The organism is Bacillus sp. CGMCC 1.16607 (assembly GCF_042683745.1).
In the GTDB taxonomy this organism is placed as follows: Bacteria; Bacillota; Bacilli; order Bacillales; family Cytobacillaceae; genus Pseudoneobacillus.
In genome coordinates this window covers 1-17,183 of sequence record NZ_JBHUJX010000009.1, presented here as the reverse complement: position 1 = coordinate 17,183, position 17,183 = coordinate 1, and the positions used below count along the sequence as shown (strand labels likewise).

Genomic DNA, 17,183 nt, shown 5'->3' with positions numbered 1-17,183 from the left:
TCCGTAGATGAATTCATTCTATAGAAATGGTAAAGTAATGAGAGAACCTATGATTTTTCAGGAGGGTGAAATAGATTGAAGAAGATTCTTGTTGTAGACGATGAAAAGCCAATTGCAGATATTATACAATTTAATTTAAAAAAAGAAGGCTATGAGGTTGTGTGTGCTTATGATGGCAATGAAGCGCTAAGAAAGGTAGAAGAGATTCAGCCGGATCTTATCTTACTTGATATTATGCTACCTCAGAGAGATGGAATGGAAGTTTGCCGGGAAGTTCGAAAAAAGTATGAAATTCCCATTATTATGCTAACAGCAAAAGACTCTGAAATTGATAAAGTATTAGGACTTGAACTAGGTGCAGATGACTATGTCACAAAGCCATTTAGTACTCGTGAATTAATTGCACGTGTAAAAGCGAACTTGCGCCGCCACCAACAAATTACATCAGTAGTTGATTATGAAGAGGAATCAAATGAAATCTCAATCGGCTCCTTAACGATTCATCCAGATGCCTATGTAGTATCGAAACGGGGAGAAACCATTGAGCTGACACATCGTGAATTTGAACTTCTCCACTACCTTGCCAAGCATATTGGGCAGGTGATGACAAGAGAACATTTGCTACAGACAGTTTGGGGCTATGATTACTACGGAGATGTACGAACAGTTGATGTAACAGTTCGTAGACTTCGTGAAAAAATTGAAGATAGTCCAAGTCACCCAACATGGATTGTTACTCGAAGAGGAGTAGGCTACTACTTGCGCAATCCTGAACAGGAGTAAGATGATTACATGAAAAAAGTAGGTTTTTTCCGATCCATTCATTTAAAGTTTGTTCTCATCTATGTGTTGCTCATTTTGATTGCGATGCAAATCATTGGTGTTTATTTCGTCAGGCAGTTAGAGGAGACATTATTAACGAATACGATTCATTCGATAAAAGAACGAGTTAATTTGCTTGCTTATGATATAGAAGAGGAAATGATTAAAGAACGAGATAAAGAAGATCCAACGAAGGAAGACGCCATTAAAAATGTATTAAAGGACTATCGGGCAGTAGATATTTCTGAAATCCGAGTGATTGATGGTAGGTCTTTAAAAATTATAGGAACCTGGCCTGATACACGGGGAGTAGTAGGACAAAGAACAACAGAACTTATTGTCAAACGCTCGATTGTTCTTGAAGAAGAGGAAAGCGAAATCCTCATTGATCCGAAAAGACGTCATCGAACTTGGGTACTGGCTACACCCATTAAATCAAACCGGGAAGTAATCGGTTCGATCTATTTAGTCGCAAAAATCGAACCGATTTTTAGTCAAATGAAAACGATTAATAATATTTTAGCGACTGGGACAGCGATTGCCCTTGCGATTACGGCTATTTTAGGCGTTTTATTGGCACAAACCATTACGAGGCCTATTTCAGATATGAAAAAACAGGCTCTTGCGATGGCAAAAGGGAATTTTTCACGAAAAGTAAAGGTATATGGATATGATGAAATTGGTCAGCTAGCGATTACCTTTAATAATTTAACGAAGAAACTGCAGGAGGCTCAAGCCACTACCGAGGGTGAACGAAGAAAGCTCTCATCAGTCCTCTCCTATATGACGGATGGAGTTATCGCCACAGATCGTAAAGGGCGAGTCATTTTAATCAATGAGCCAGCGGCAAAAATGTTGAATGTTTCACGTGAAACAGTTCTATCTCAGTCGATTGTTTCGTTGCTGGGTCTTGAGGACGAGTATTCATTTGAAGATTTATTAGCAGAGCAAGATTCTGTGATTTTGGATTATAGTACAAAGAATAAACATTATATTCTCCGCGCCAATTTTTCTGTTATTCAGAAGGAAACGGGCTTCGTAAATGGATTAATCACTGTCCTTCATGACATAACGGAGCAGGAAAAAATAGATATGGAAAGAAGAGAATTCGTTGCCAATGTATCTCATGAGTTAAGGACGCCACTTACGACAATGAGAAGTTATTTAGAAGCTTTAGCGGAAGGGGCTTGGCAGGATAAAGAGATTGCTCCGAAATTCCTTGAAGTCACCCAAACGGAAACAGAACGAATGATTCGATTAGTAACCGATTTATTACAGTTATCGAAAATGGATAGTCGGGACTACCATCTTTCTAAAGAATGGGTTAACTTTATCGCTTATTTCCATCGGGTGATTGACCGTTTTGAGTTAACAAAGGACCAAAATGTGAGTTTTAATCGACGATTGCCGGAGGAACCGATTTTTGTTGAAATTGATGAAGATAAAATGACACAAGTATTAGACAATATAATCTCTAATGCATTAAAGTACTCTCCTGAAGGTGGACAAGTTACTTTTTCAATTGAAGAACAGGAACGTTTCATCATTGTTAGTATATCTGACGAAGGAATGGGTATTCCAGAAGACAATATTGAGCAGATTTTTGAACGTTTTTATCGTGTGGATAAAGCAAGGACAAGAAAACTTGGAGGAACTGGTTTAGGTCTTGCGATCGCAAGAGAAATGGTGAATGCACACGGTGGTGATATTTGGGCTATGAGTGAAGAAGGAAAAGGTACAGTTATTTCTTTCAGTCTTCCTTATGAACGTTCTGAAGAGGATGATTGGTCATGACATATGAAAATATTAAATCCGCTATATTGGCTTTTCTTGTAGTTAGCAGTGCCTTCCTTACATGGAATCTATGGACATATCAACCTGATTATAAAACAATGGAAAATACGAATTATGTTCAACAAGTGTCCATTGGTGAAAAGAAGGATATTAAAACGGTTATCAAACCAGATCAAGTGCTCTTTCATTACCAAAAGTCGCACTTTGGAACTGTTGGTACAACTGATATAGATAAGATTGTCCGTGAAATGAGTCAGTGGAATATTTATGACGTGAAAAATTATACAAACAAAGTGGAAAACTTCCATTCTCTTGTTCATGGAAATGGAAATGTTGAAATAATATTTCCCGAGAAAGTTCCGCTCGATATTTATAAAAATGTCTTGAATTTTGAAAATAAGTCGATTCCCAAATTTAGTTTTGATCGTATTGTGATTGACATGGAAAATATTCAAAAAGAAACAGGTACGATTTATTTTGTTTCGTATGGAAAAAAAGAAGTCTATATTAGTCATGTTAGCAGTTCGGATTTGGCGGATTTTAACCGAAGTTTTTTCAAAATATCTTATCGATATCCGAAATATCTTGTGTTTAAACCATCTAAAGAAAATGTATTATTTCTTCCTGAAAAAGAAACGGTTATGATGAAATATAAATATTATCCAGATTATCTTGATTCAGAGAAATTTAAAGAAGCCCTTTTTAATGATCCTAGCTTTGTTCAAAAGACCTTCATTCCTGAAGGGGAAGAGTATACTGACGGTTCTAGTAAGATGAATATTTATCATAATGAGAATTTACTTTTCTATATTAACCCTGTTGAAGAAAGTGAGTTTATAGGGAGCCCTTTCGAAATTATTCATAGAGGGATTGAATTTATTAATGAGCATGGGGGCTGGACAGATCCGTATCGTTTTGCCGGAATGGATGAGCGGAATCAAAGAATTACCTTTCGACTTTATAGTTCGGATGGCTATCCTGTTTTTAATGAGAAAGGCATGTCCGAAATTATTGAAGTATGGGGGCCAAATGAGATTACTAAGTTTTTACGTCCAAACTTTTCTCTTGATCTTCCACTCCGAACGGAAATGTCAGAGGTTACTACCCCATCTGGGAAGGAAATCTTTGAATTTCTAAAAGCAAAGGAAGATTTCAAAATAGAAAATCTGCAAGACTTAAAGTTGGGTTATCACATGGAAAGAGATCCAAAAGAACCCAGATTATTAGTCTTGGTTCCATCTTGGTTTTATAAGTATAATGATTCATGGGGCCAGATTCGTACTAATATAAATAGGGGGGACCGTAATGGATTGGAGTAAGATTAAAACCATCTTCATTATCTCGTTCCTCATTTTAGATTTATATTTGACGTATCAGTTTTTGCTTATTCGGGATGCCAATAAATACGAACTTATTTCGGAAGTTTCATTAGAGACGAGTTTAAAGGATAATGAAATTAGCTTTGATGAATTACCGAAAGGGCCAATTAAAGATCAGTATTTAAGCGCCAAACCAAAGGAATTTAATAAGGAAGAGCTCAGTCAATTAAAAAACCAGATGATTACAATTGTTGAACACACGACCGTCGAAAGTATTCTGGAAAAGCCAGTTTCATTGACTAGTAAATTCGATCCTTTTGAAGCTCAAAATTTCTTAGATGCCTATGTTTTAAATGGCGACCAGTATGGATTATGGAATTTCGATGAAGTTGCTAAAACGATTACCTTCTATCAAAAATTCGATAATAAGATGTTTTACGAAAATATTAATGGGAAGGTCGTTATTCATTTAAATCAAGACTTCCAAATTATTTCTTATGAACAAACGTATTTAGAGTCGATTGAAAATTTGACAGACAGGGAAGAAATTTTACCAGCTATTAAGGCGATCGAAGCTCTTTATCAAAAAGGTATGCTTATGCCAAAAAGTAAAATTTCTCTCGTCGAATTTGGGTATTCAACCCTTGTTCAATTAGCTGCCTCACAAGTATTAACGCCTACATGGCATTTTGTTGTGGAAGGTAATGGCCATTTATATGTCAATGCTTTTGAAGGGCAAATTATTCAATTTAATAGTGAGGAAAATAAATTAATGGAGTGAATGAAATGTCTTTAAGTTTGAGTGTTCTTGCGAGTGGAAGCACGGGGAATGCCATATATGTAGAAGCGGAAGAACAGTCATTTTTAATAGATGCGGGTTTGAGCGGAAAACAAATGGAAGGTCTTTTTAAACAAATTGATCGAAGAATAGATGATTTATCTGCTATTTTTGTTACGCATGAACATAGTGATCATATAAAAGGAATCGGTGTATTAGCACGAAAATACAAAATTCCTGTCTATGCGAACGAAAAGACGTGGAAAGCAATGGATCCTTTGATCGGCGAGGTTTCATTAGATCAAAAATTTGATTTCCAAATGGAGACTGTGAAAACTTTTGGTAGTGTAGATATTGAATCCTTTGGCGTCTCACATGATGCGGTGGAACCAATGTTTTATGTCTTCCATCATGGTGGAAAAAAGATTGTGTTAATAACGGATACTGGTTATGTCAGTGATCGGATGAAGAAAATTATTACGAACGCCAATGCCTATGTGTTTGAAAGTAATCATGATGTTCAAATGTTAAGGATGGGGCGCTATCCATGGAATATTAAACGAAGAATCTTAAGTGATGTTGGCCATGTATCGAATGAGGATGCTGCCATCGCGATGAGTGAAGTGATTGGGGATCAAACGAAAAGAATTTATTTAGCTCATTTAAGCTTGGATAATAATATGAAGGATTTGGCGCGGATGTCCGTATCGCAAACACTAGAAAGTACGGGAATTCGAGTAGGAGAATCCTTTCAGCTTTATGATACAGATCCAAAAACACCTACAAAGCTTGTAGCGGTATAGACGATTCGAAAGGAAGAGTAGAATTTATCTATTCTTCTTTTTTTATCAAAAAAATAATTGAAGAATAATGATGCCTCGAAATCAATTAAATAACAAAGAAGGAAACGAGGTACATTTTTAGAATTAATATATAGGAAAGAGTAATATAGTGGGTTTGTTGGCAAAATAATTTTAGTGATACATATGTCAGAAAGGATGGGTGTCATTTGGGTTATTATGATCAAGAGCATGAAAATCGTTATCAAAAGGGAAATAGGGGTGGATTTTTTATTGCAAGTCTTGTCGGAGCCATTCTAGGGGCTATTCTCGTCATTATTGCCATCCCGACGTTAGCAAACTTTGATGTCCTACCCTATAAAGTAGAGCCAAATGAGAACTTAGCGGAAGAAGATAGACAAGTACATGAACAAGGTCAAGTCACTGCGGCAAAAACGTTTAATATAGATATAAATACACAAATTACGAAAGCCGTTGATAAAGCAGCTGATACGGTTGTAGGGATTACGAATCTTCAAACCTCTAGCTTTTGGACAGATGATGAAGCAGTGGAGGCTGGAACAGGTTCGGGAGTAATTTATAAAAAAGCGGGAGATAAAGCTTTTGTCGTGACGAATCATCATGTCGTTGAAGGGGCAACTGAGCTAGAAGTGACTTTAGATGACGGAACAAAAGTTCCAGCAAGGCTTCTCGGCAGTGATGTTTGGACAGATCTAGCTGTTCTTGAAATTAGTGCAAAAGACGTTAAGAAGATAGCTGAATTTGGAAATTCTGAAAAATTAAGACGCGGTGAACCAGCGATTGCTATAGGAAATCCTTTAGGGCCAACTTTCTCAGGGTCTGTTACACAAGGGATTATTTCCGGCTTGGAAAGAACGATTCCAGTTGATATCAATGAAGATGGCGTGGAAGACTGGCAAGCAGACGTTATTCAAACAGATGCTGCAATTAATCCAGGAAATAGCGGTGGTGCACTCGTAAACATTGATGGACAGTTAATTGGAATTAACTCCATGAAAATTGCTCAAAATGCAGTAGAGGGAATCGGTTTAGCCATTCCGATCGATAATGCAAAACCGATTATCGATGACCTTGAAAGATTTGGAGAAGTTCGCCGACCATATATGGGTGTGGAATTAAAATCAGTTTCAGAGATCCCGGCCTACTATCAACAAGAAGCATTAAAATTGCCAAAGGATATCAATTATGGTGTGGCAATTCGTACAGTCGAACCAAATTCTCCAGCCGCACAAGCTGGGCTTAAAGAGCTAGATGTCATTGTGGAAATGGACGGGGAAGAAATTAAAGATGTCATTGATTTACGAAAGCATCTGTATAATAAAAAACAAATCGGGGACCAAATGGAAATTAAGTTTTATCGAAATGGAGCACTAAAAACAACGACAGTAAAGTTAGGTGGAGAAACATTATAGTGTGTGAACAGGAAGGCAGTATGCTTTCCTGTTTTTTTTAGGATTAAAGATGACTATTGCACTTTTTTTTCTCAGTGATAAGATGATTGTGGATAAGTTAGAACGAATTTGTTTAAAAATAAATAGAAGGAAGAATGACAATATAGGAAGAGTATTATGCAGGATTTTCGGACGTGAAAATAAGTAAAATGGGACATTTTTTAGTAAAATAGGAGTGGAAATTAGTTATCAACAACCTGTGAATAGTGAAAAAAAGGGCTGTACATATGGTAGGGAACGAATGCTCCCATACAAGATGTGGATAATAAATGTGGATATGTGGATAACTATTGTGGATATGTTGTTTGTAAACTGTTTGTAACATAGTGAGGGTGTGGATTGTGAATATTTCTATTATTTCTGTTGGTAAGTTAAAAGAAAAATATTTAAAGCTGGGGATAGATGAATTTTCAAAACGATTAACAAGCTACGCCAAAGTCGACTTAATTGAAGTCCCAGATGAAAAGGCACCGGAACAACTAAGTGAACTTGAAATGGAACAAGTCAAACAAAAAGAAGGAGAACGAATTCTAGCAAAAATTTCTCCAGATACATATGTCATCGCTTTAGCCATTGATGGGAAAATGAAATCTTCGGAAGAATTGGCAGACTCGCTTGATAAACTAGCTACGTATGGAAAGAGTAAAATTGCTTTTGTTATTGGTGGATCGTTGGGGTTGAGTAAAGAAGTATTGGCAAGGTCAGATGAGAAGCTTTCCTTTTCAAGGATGACGTTTCCGCATCAGATGATGAAGTTGATATTGTTGGAGCAGGTTTATCGGGCGTTTCGGATTATGAGGGGTGAACCTTACCATAAGTAAATGGAGTAGCTCTTTCATTTTAGCGATGAAGGCAAAATGAAGGCGCAGGAAAGGAAAAGTCATTGATCAATGTGATATCCTTTATCGTTTTCTTTGTACTAGTATTGTTTTTTAGGAACAGAGAAAAATGCAATGATGGTGCTTCGACTAAATTTATTACAGGCTTCTTTTAGGTTGCCACAGTAATAGAAATAACCTATTTATTTGAAAGAAAACTAAGAAAATTGTTCTTTATTAAGGCAGGGTATCGTGTAGTAATATTTATACTATTAGGATGGATTTTAGGGGTGAGAAGATAATGGGACGAGGGGAACCTCGTCCCATTATCCTTTTCTCTTACATAAGGGAATACTAAAAGGGATCTTCCTCTTCTTCAGTGACCTTCTTTTAAAGTAGTAGGGGACTGCCCTTTTTTTACTATTAATGACTCAGTTGGAAAATAGTTAATTACTTTAACTAGTTGTTTTGCCATATAGTCCGGATGAGGTTCTAGTCCGTTCTTTATCCAGTCTAAAATCAAACCTAAAATACCATAAGCGTAGAAAGTTGTATAAAGGTGGTTATCTAAATTAGGGTCAGGTGGTGTTAATAGGATAATTTCCTTTTTGAAAAATTTTGTAATGGATTGTAAAAATGACTTCTCAAAGCCAGGTATTGATTGAAATTTCCCCCAAAGTTTGTAGAAATCTTTATTTTTCATAATGTGATCAAATATGATGATGTCTGAAGGGGATAGAGAGTTTAGATGAATCTGGTTTTTCTTTTTATAGGGATATTTGAATGCTTCAATGAGTGCAATCGTTTTATCAGAGATAATTTCTTCTGCCAATTCTTCTTTAAAATTGTAGTGTCGATAGAAAGTTGCACGATTATAATCAGCATGGTTCACAATGTCCGTCACCGTAATTTGATCATATCTTTTTTCCTCCATTAATTTGATAAAAGCCTGTTTTAATTGCATCTTCGTTCTGCGCACTCGTTTATCCACGCTCTGATCCATTAGTGTCACTTAATTCACTCCAAAAATTATTTATATTTTAAACATATTTATGAAATCTGTTGTTTATCAATACAACATGAAAGATTTTATTGATTGATTGATTGGATTAAAGGAATTTATAGTAGTAACAAGGGAGGATATTGCTATTATAATTTTTCTGAATTTTCCCTTAATAATTAATAATAGTGTACCATATTTTCAAAAACCTTAAAATTTCAATGAGGAGGTTAGACATATTGGGTAAACATTGGGATTCCAGCTTTGATGTGGTAGTCGTTGGTTCTGGGGCAGGGGGATTGACCGCTGCATTAACTGCTAAGTTACGAGGACTTTCAGCTATTGTTATAGAAAAAACTGAGCTTTTTGGTGGTTCCACCTCTAAATCAGGAGGAACGGTGTGGATACCAAATAACCTTTACCTTGAAAACGCTGGTGTTGAGGATTCATATGAGCAAGCAAGTGCATATATGGATGCAACCGTAGGTGATCGGGTACCCAAATCTTTAAAGGAAGCGTACCTGGTCAGAGGACCTGAGATGATAAAATATCTCTACGAAAATACGGAGCATGTGAGATGGGAATATACTTCTGGGTATTCAGATTATTATCCGAATCTGCCTGGAGGGAAACCTAGTGGACGTGCAATTGAAGCGCAGCTTTTCGACCTTTGTAAATTAGGGAAAGACGAAGAGAATATGCGTAAATCCGGGCTGCCAACGAAAGGTATGGTGTTGAAGTCAAGCGAATTTCATAAAGTAAATATGATTACAAGGACATGGATTGGAAAAAAGACGTCATTGAAAGTAGGTATGCGTCTCATTCGCACGAAGCTAAGTTCATATAATCCTGCTACTCTAGGAGAGGCACTTGTTGCCCGGTTATATGCTTCGCTTAAGGAAGCTGGCGGGGAGGTTTGGTTGTCTACCCCATTTCATGATCTTGTATTTGAAAATAATCGTGTTACCGGAATTATTGCCGAACAAAATGGTAAAAACATAAAAATTGAAGCTCGTTGTGGTGTTGTTTTTGCCTCTGGAGGCTTCTCCCACAATCATAGACTACGTGAAAAATATTTACCACAACCATCCAATGTAGATTGGACTTTATCATCTGAAGGACAAACGGGCGATGTAATTGAACCTAGTCGCAGATTAGGAGCAAAACTGGATTTGATGGATAAGATGTGGGGAACGCCAACATCCATCCCACCTGGTTCTCCGGCATTTATGCCTGTAGCAGAACGGGCTACTCCAGGTCTAATTATTGTGAATAGTGAAGGGGAACGTTATTTAAATGAATCGGTCCCGTATCATGAATTTGTTGATAAAATGTATGAAAATAACAAAGGCGGGGCATCAACGATTCCATCTTGGATGATATTTGATCAAACAGTGAAAAAGCGGTACCTAATTTTTGGCATCATGCCTGGTCAAGCATTCCCAAAAACATGGTTTGAAACAGGATACACTAAAGTTGCGGAGACACCTGAAGAACTGGCGGAAAAAATGGGTGTACCACCAAAGAAACTAGCAGCAACAATCGCTCGATTTAATAAGTTTGCTATTGATGGACATGATCAGGATTTCCATCGTGGTGAAAGTGCTTACGACCGCTATTATGGTGATCCAACATTAAAAAGTCCAAATTTAGCCCCATTAGAAAAAGCACCTTTCTATGCCATTCCGATTTATCCCGGGGACATTGGGACAAAAGGTGGCTTAGTTACAGATAACTTTGCAAGAGTCCTTCAGGAAAATGGACAGCCTATACAAGGATTATATGCTACTGGAAATTGTGCAGCTGCTGTTATGGGAGAAACCTATCCGGGACCTGGTGCTACCATAGGACCAGCGATGGTGTTTGGCTATATTGCAGTAAGTGAGATGGCTGCAGTTGCTGCAAGACCTAAAGAAGCATAGGATTAAGCAGAGATTAGTTCAAGTAATAAAAAAAATGAGTGTTATTGGGAATCTGCTGGATCAGTCGTACAGACCATTACCTTTGGTCTGTACGACTATTTTTTATTAATTAGATGGTAAATGAATAATAAAAGTAGTCCCCTTAATACTCTTTACTTCAATTTTCCCATTGTGAGACACGACATATTGTTTGGCGATAGCAAGACCTAAGCCAGTTCCGCCAGTGTATCTTGTTCGTGCTTCATCGGTACGATGAAACGGTTAAATAAATGTGGCAGGTGTTCAGGCTCAATGCCAATATAAGTTGGTTAGCGATGTCCAACATATTGGAAAGGATAAAAAGAAGTTCAATAAAAATTAAAGATAGGCTTTTTGACCAATATTATATGTCCAAGTTATATTAAATTAATCGAGATCCACACATTGAAAAACGGCCGGAAAAGTGATTCATGGTCATTTTTTCGATGTGTCTTTACGTTAGTTAAATGGAATTACCCAAAATGTCTGCATTCTGTAAAGAACTCCTTTTTCACCCATTACTTTCATAAGCTCAAATAAATCAGGTGTAGTGGTTCTATTAGTTAGAGTGATCCTAATTACCATCACTACATCACCAACATGCCCTTTGCAATGGTTAGGACCCGCTTTTTATTGCTTCATATCCCTTTTCCAATTGAGTGAAAATTTTCTGAAAATAGTGAATCCTTTTTCCTATGTATTTCGTCTAATATTAGGTACATAAGGGGAGGATGAAATAAATGATCTATATTCAAGGCTTGGAAAAGTCTTATTTTGGTGATGGGATTATCACAAAGGTATTAGAGAATGTGAATCTAACATTTGATAGAAAAGATTTTACAACGATTGTTGGTCCTTCAGGATCGGGAAAGTCTACGCTTTTAAATATGATTGGTTCTTTAGATAAACCAACAAATGGCAAGGTTATTTATGAGAATGAAGATATCTTTACGATGAAACATAATAAACTAGCAGACTTTCGTTTTGAAAACATTGGCTTTGTTTTTCAACAATTTCAGCTATTGCCAACTTTAACGGCGATTGAAAATATTATGGCTCCCTTATTTTCAAGGAAGACACCGTATTCTAAACAGGAACGAGCAGAGGAGTTATTGGACCTCCTTGGTTTAAGTGATAAGAAAAATGCTTTACCCTCACAATTATCTGGCGGCCAGCAGCAACGAATTGCCATTGCTCGGGCGTTAGTCAATTCTCCCAAATGGATTCTAGCAGATGAACCTACTGGTAACTTAGATCAGAAAAATGGTGAAATCATCTTTGAAATTCTTAAGAAATTAAACAAAGAACAAGGCTGTGGGATCATCTTAATCACGCATGATAACACTTTGGCTGAGAGTTGTGATAGAACCATTTATTTAACAGATGGCAAAGTCGTAAACGATGTTCGGAGGTGAGGCCATTGTTTCAATTTATTATTAAAAATTGGCTAAGGAATAAAAAACGGATGATTCCGATGTTTATTGGTGCCTTGATCATTAGCTCCGGTTTAGGATACATATCAGGGGTACAAGAAACGAGCAGAGGCACGATTGAACATATTTTGCAAAAGAAATGGAGGTCTTCCTATGATATCGTTGTCAGGCCACCTGATTCAAGAAGCATTACGGAAGATCATAAGCTGCTAGAACCTAACTATTTAAGTGGTATTTCTGGTGGAATCAGCCTCGAACAACTAGGTATGATTAAAAACATCGACGAAGTAGCGATTGCTGCTCCAATTGCTGTTATTGGTAATACATCTGCTATCATCACTTTCGATAAACTGCATAGGCAGGATTTAAAAGATCCAGGGGTTTATAGTTTTTCGTATAAAACGATGTCCGATAATGGGGTTCGTAAAGAAGAAAGGGAAACGTATACTGAGTACTTTACGACCCAAGAATGGGCTCCTCAAATAGATGAGCCTTCAGAGTATCTACCATATGGTGTAGTTTATTGGCCAGGCTTGGTTTCTTCCTGGACCAATCAATTATTAGTCGGTGTGGATCCGATTGAAGAGGCAAAACTTGTCGGGCTAGAACAGTCGATTATTCCTATTGGAGAAAGTCGCTACTTTACAGATCAAGACATTGTGACAGAAAGTGAAGGGAAATTAAGGAGTAGAAATATCCCATTTAAGATTTCTCAAATTCCAATCATTGTTAGTAAAGAGCAATTTGTAACGGAAACCTACGAGTTTACGATAAAGAAATTGGATCTTCCATTTTCTGATAGAGAAATAGCAAGGGAAACAATGGAAACAGTTTTAGAAAAGGGTGGAATAGATTATTTAAAGACAATTGAGTCGAAGGAAGTCGAACATTACACCTATGATTCAAAGTTAGGTCATCAGATTTATCTAGCAAAAATGACAGGAATCGATCCAGAAACTCAAAAACCGTACTATCATCCTAAACGTGATGCTGAATTTTCTTGGTCCGTATCGTCAAAGGCTGCACCTTTAGACTATAAAGAAATTCAAAGCCCCTTTAAAGAGAAATGGAATTATGCTTTTGAAGTCCAGCCTAAGAAAATCTCCATAGGAGAAAATGTATATTACGCCTATCGTCCTTATGAAAGATATACAGAGAACTTGCTGGATGCCCCAAAAATAGAGCCTTACTACGTTGGACTTTATGATCCTTCAAAACTGTCTTTAACAATGGATCCTTTAACAGATGTGCCAATGGAAACCTATCGACCAGCAACGGCTAGTCTCGTGTTAGATAAAAATGGGAAGCCTATCAATCCACCAGCAACTATTAATAATGAAGGAAAGCCTTTTAGTCTTTTAACAAGTCCTCCTGTTTTACTTACAACGATTGAGGCGGCTAAAAGTATAATGGGTGATAAGCCCATCAGCGCCATTCGAGTTAAGGTATCTGGAGTTGAAAAAATGAATGAAGATAGCCAGGCCATTTTAGAAAAGGTGGCAAGGACGATAGAAGAGAAAACGGGGTTGATCACCGATATAACTTTAGGCTCGTCACCCCAACCCACTTTAAGCTATATCCCAGATAATGGTCCGAAAGAATCGTTGGGGTGGATTGAGCAACCTTGGGTCAAACTAGGAACTGCTTTCGGAATTTACAAAGAGTCCAAAGTAGGCAGCAGTGCTTTAATGTTCATCATTATGTTAGTAGCGATTATTTATGTGATCTCGACAAATATTGTTTCATTTTTGTCTCAAAAAAAGGAACTGGCATTGCTATTAGCTATTGGTTGGCGAAATGGAAATTTAGTAAAAATGGTTCTCTATGAGGCTCTTATACTAGGAGTATTTGTAGCTGTAGCATCTTTATTAATGAGTTTTGTTGCCTATTTCCAAAGTGATGATGAAATTCCTTTATCAATTGTGAAATTTATTCTCATAGGCATAGTTGGTTTTTTCATTTATTTATTAGGAGCTATTGTTCCTGCTTTTATTGTAGGTCGGATTAAGCCAAAAGAAGCGATGAGTTCAGGTGAAATCTCGCAAAATTCACGCCGATTAACAAGGGTTAGAGGGATATTCACGATGGCTATTGGCCATTTCTTTGGAAAATGGAAACGCAATGCTTTGTCAGTTGCTTCAATCATGCTACCTACCTCACTCCTGATGTTTTTCATCTTTGTTTCGTTCCGACTAAAAGGAGTACTATACACCACTTGGTTAGGGCAATTTGTCGCGATGGAAATTGGAGTATCCCATTATATCATTATAGGAGTCTCCTTACTGATTGCGATCTTAACCACATATGAAATCATGTGGCAGAATGTCTCTGAGAGAAGTGCAGAACTATCAGTCTTAAAAGCATTCGGTTGGAGTAATAGATCGGTTCAATCACTTGTCCTCACAGAAGGGCTTATTTCGGGAATTCTATCAGGATTATTCGGGTACTTAGTCGCATTAGGATTCATTAATCTTATTTATCATCAGCTACTAATTAAAGAGATTTGGTTGATTTCTATAGCTATCATTCCAGTAATAGTTGGACTCGTGGGTGCCTTTATACCAGCTCAATTCGCAGTACGAATCAGTCCAGTTCAAGGGATGAGTCAATCCATAGATAACTATAAAGACATGAATCAAAGAGCCCAGAGTAGGGATAGTGCCTCGCTTTAGGCAGTATGGAATAAATAGGAAAAAAACGCCAGGTAAATAAGTGTGATGAACCGTACCATAAGCAAATAAGGTTTTTCCTTATACGTTGTGTATAGTTGCAGAAAAAAAGATGAGATTTTTCTAAATCAGATAAATCTCATCTTTTTGTTATAGAAATATATTTGAACCTTAGAAAAACGAAGGTTTGTAAAGTTGAATGGGTTTTGTAAGAACTAGACATGAGATTTAAATATACATGAAAACTTCTTTTCTAAGTTCTACTTTTCGATATACAAGCGCAAACAGCATTGCTGGCAGGGTACAAACAATCATTCCGATAAAGGCATATCTTGGCTCAATCTCGTATAAATAGCCCCCGAAAATGGTAAACACTGCAGTACTCCAACTAAGTGCAAGCGCTGAATACATGCCTTGTGCTTTTGCAATCTGAGCGTGTGGAATGTTTTTGGTTAAGTATTTCATAAAGGCATAATGCCCCATAGCAAACGAGAACGCATGCAAAGTTTGCGCGAAACAGAAAACAATTACATTTGGAAAGGCAAACACGAGCATCCAACGTACGGATGACCCAATTGCTGCTAATGTCAGTAAGGTGCCTACTGAAAATTGATTGAAGCGTTTATCTGCAATGGAGAAGAATATGATTTCTGCAATGACGGCAATGTTAATAATAAGACCAATAAGGTATATCGGTGCATGGATTTCTTGTAGGAAAATATAGCCATAATTATAATAAGTCGCATGTGCTGCTTGTAGTAAAATGACAATAATAAGTATCAAACCAAAGTGTTTAATACGGAACAAGTGTAATATGCCTATTTTTTGTGTTTGGTCTACTTGCGGCTTTTTGGATAAAATATTTGGTGCATGCATAAAACCGAGACACACAAATACCAATGTACCAAGTAAAAATGCCCAAAAAATCACTTTATCTCCAAACATTCCTGTAAAAATGGTTAAAATCATGCCGACTGAGACAAACCCAATGGACCCCCACTGACGACTTCTTCCGTAATATCTTAATTGTTTACTTTGTACAAGGACGCTGGCAGCACTTTCTAAAGCTGGCATCAGTGTTGGGTAAAATAGGTGTAATATAATCGTTACTACGAGTAAACCAGCAAAGGAGCTTGTCGGAATATAACAGAGAATGGCAACCAGTGTGCCTATTGCTGCCATATTTAATTGTATTTTACTGCTAACTTTCGTTGATAAATAAGGAAATGCAAATAATGTAGAAATGCCTCTTGCAATTAAACCGAGGCTCATGATCAAACTAGCTTGTGGGACAGTCATTCCTTTTGAATAAATCAGCCACCCTGACCAATAAGGTAGAAAAACGCCCCATGTCATAAAAAAACTAAAAAACCTTATACTCATCCAACGTTGTGTAGCCATTCTTATCCCCCTCATTAAATGCATGTTATCATGGAATTAAATATGAATAATATGAGATATCTCATATTTTTGAGGTGGAAAATGGAAGTTTACAAAGGTGAGAAAAAAAGGCTGTATTTGGAGAATAACTCAATAGCACATCTATTTTCCTTTGAAGTTGAAGAGTTTATGGAAGTTCATGAATACAGGCGTGATGAATGGATTATTCAAGAGGGCATGAGCCCAGATTTTTTATTTTATGTAATGGAAGGAAAAGCAAAAATATATGTAACACATCAAAATGGGAAAGTTTCCTTAATTAATTTTATCAATGCTAATGACTATATTGGAGAAATGGAATTATTAAATGACGTGTACTATACAAAGGGGATTCAAGCATCGACGAAGACCATTTGTTTTACGCTTCCATTTCATCGATATCGCACACAATTGCTGGAGGATGCAAAATTCCTACGTGAATTAACCAAGTTTTTAAGTGTAAAGGCAACACATATGGCTACGAAGTATTCACAAAGCCTTGCTTTCCCGCTTGAAAACCGGCTTGCGGATTTTATTTTGCAAACGGCTGATGAAGGGATTTATAAGGAGAAACACGTAGTAGTTTGTGATTATTTAGGTGTATCCTATCGACACTTATTGCATGTACTTACACAATTTTGCGAGAGAAGATTCTTGCAAAAGATAGGACGGAACTATCAAATTAAACAATACCATTCGTTGTATGAACTTGCCGAAGTATTGAAATATTAAAAACCATTTAGATAAAATGATGTTGTTCAAAAGCCAAATTAGGGCAAGTGCCAGGCATCTTCCAAATTTCTGGATGGTGCCTAGTATAGTAAATAGGTCAAATAAATAGAAAAAGGCCACCGTTTTCATTGTAAAATGGAAGTACCTATCACAGAACTTCCAATATTACTACCCTAACCAAGGAGAT

15 protein-coding genes are annotated in these 17,183 nt (G+C 36.9%); 11 read left to right on the top strand and 4 right to left on the bottom strand.

Annotated features, from left to right (window positions below; genetic code table 11):
- The first annotated feature begins 75 nt into the window (after positions 1-75).
- The 7 genes from yycF (at position 76) to rlmH (ending at position 7,806) form a co-directional block, all read left to right on the top strand.
- Entirely contained in the window at positions 76-783 is a 708-nt protein-coding gene (yycF, locus tag ACFSO7_RS06655) for a response regulator YycF (protein ID WP_377876499.1), read from the top strand.
- A gap of 9 nt (positions 784-792) precedes the next feature.
- On the top strand, positions 793-2,616 hold the full coding sequence (gene walK, locus ACFSO7_RS06650; RefSeq protein ID WP_377876497.1) for a cell wall metabolism sensor histidine kinase WalK: 1,824 nt from the start codon (positions 793-795) through the stop codon (positions 2,614-2,616).
- Positions 2,613-3,935: a YycH family regulatory protein gene (locus tag ACFSO7_RS06645; RefSeq protein ID WP_377876495.1), complete on the top strand. Its 1,323-nt coding sequence runs from the start codon at positions 2,613-2,615 to the stop codon at positions 3,933-3,935. The genes walK and ACFSO7_RS06645 overlap by 4 nt, the downstream gene beginning before the upstream one ends.
- Positions 3,922-4,716: a two-component system regulatory protein YycI gene (locus ACFSO7_RS06640; RefSeq protein ID WP_377876493.1), complete on the top strand. Its 795-nt coding sequence runs from the start codon at positions 3,922-3,924 to the stop codon at positions 4,714-4,716. The genes ACFSO7_RS06645 and ACFSO7_RS06640 overlap by 14 nt, the downstream gene beginning before the upstream one ends.
- A 5-nt stretch (positions 4,717-4,721) precedes the next feature.
- Positions 4,722-5,516: an MBL fold metallo-hydrolase gene (locus ACFSO7_RS06635; RefSeq protein ID WP_377876491.1), complete on the top strand. Its 795-nt coding sequence runs from the start codon at positions 4,722-4,724 to the stop codon at positions 5,514-5,516.
- 206 nt (positions 5,517-5,722) lie between these two features.
- Positions 5,723-6,946, top strand: a complete 1,224-nt coding sequence (locus tag ACFSO7_RS06630) for a S1C family serine protease (RefSeq protein ID WP_377876489.1) — start codon at positions 5,723-5,725, stop codon at positions 6,944-6,946.
- A gap of 380 nt (positions 6,947-7,326) precedes the next feature.
- Positions 7,327-7,806: a 23S rRNA (pseudouridine(1915)-N(3))-methyltransferase RlmH gene (rlmH, locus tag ACFSO7_RS06625; RefSeq protein WP_377876487.1), complete on the top strand. Its 480-nt coding sequence runs from the start codon at positions 7,327-7,329 to the stop codon at positions 7,804-7,806.
- A gap of 373 nt (positions 7,807-8,179) precedes the next feature.
- On the opposite strand, the gene ACFSO7_RS06620 is transcribed toward rlmH, so the two are convergent.
- Positions 8,180-8,806 (bottom strand): TetR/AcrR family transcriptional regulator, encoded by a 627-nt coding sequence (locus ACFSO7_RS06620; protein WP_377876559.1) that lies wholly within the window; start codon positions 8,804-8,806, stop codon positions 8,180-8,182.
- 236 nt (positions 8,807-9,042) lie between these two features.
- Here ACFSO7_RS06620 and ACFSO7_RS06615 point away from each other — a divergent pair, with 236 nt between their 5' ends.
- On the top strand, positions 9,043-10,725 hold the full coding sequence (locus tag ACFSO7_RS06615; protein ID WP_377876485.1) for an FAD-dependent oxidoreductase: 1,683 nt from the start codon (positions 9,043-9,045) through the stop codon (positions 10,723-10,725).
- Between the two features lie 105 nt (positions 10,726-10,830).
- Here ACFSO7_RS06615 and ACFSO7_RS06610 read toward each other — a convergent pair whose 3' ends face one another.
- Together ACFSO7_RS06610 and ACFSO7_RS06605 are read right to left on the bottom strand one after the other, a co-directional pair.
- A complete protein-coding gene (locus ACFSO7_RS06610; protein WP_377876558.1) occupies positions 10,831-10,923 on the bottom strand; it encodes a hypothetical protein in 93 nt (30 codons plus the stop codon).
- Between the two features lie 279 nt (positions 10,924-11,202).
- The gene (locus ACFSO7_RS06605) at positions 11,203-11,331 is read right to left on the bottom strand and encodes a hypothetical protein (RefSeq protein ID WP_377876483.1); all 129 of its coding nucleotides are present in this window, start codon (positions 11,329-11,331) and stop codon (positions 11,203-11,205) included.
- Between the two features lie 152 nt (positions 11,332-11,483).
- Here ACFSO7_RS06605 and ACFSO7_RS06600 point away from each other — a divergent pair, with 152 nt between their 5' ends.
- Both ACFSO7_RS06600 and ACFSO7_RS06595 read left to right on the top strand, forming a co-directional pair.
- Positions 11,484-12,158 (top strand): ABC transporter ATP-binding protein, encoded by a 675-nt coding sequence (locus ACFSO7_RS06600; protein ID WP_377876481.1) that lies wholly within the window; start codon positions 11,484-11,486, stop codon positions 12,156-12,158.
- A 5-nt stretch (positions 12,159-12,163) separates the two neighbouring features.
- Positions 12,164-14,848, top strand: coding sequence for an ABC transporter permease (locus ACFSO7_RS06595; protein WP_377876479.1), 2,685 nt, complete (start codon positions 12,164-12,166; stop codon positions 14,846-14,848).
- 225 nt (positions 14,849-15,073) lie between these two features.
- On the opposite strand, the gene ACFSO7_RS06590 is transcribed toward ACFSO7_RS06595, so the two are convergent.
- Positions 15,074-16,246, bottom strand: a complete 1,173-nt coding sequence (locus ACFSO7_RS06590; protein WP_377876478.1) for an MFS transporter — start codon at positions 16,244-16,246, stop codon at positions 15,074-15,076.
- Positions 16,247-16,327: 81 nt separating this feature from the next.
- On the opposite strand from ACFSO7_RS06590, the gene yeiL reads away from it, so the two are divergent.
- The gene (yeiL, locus tag ACFSO7_RS06585) at positions 16,328-16,996 is read left to right on the top strand and encodes a transcriptional regulator YeiL (protein WP_377876476.1); all 669 of its coding nucleotides are present in this window, start codon (positions 16,328-16,330) and stop codon (positions 16,994-16,996) included.
- The last annotated feature ends 187 nt before the right edge of the window (positions 16,997-17,183 follow it).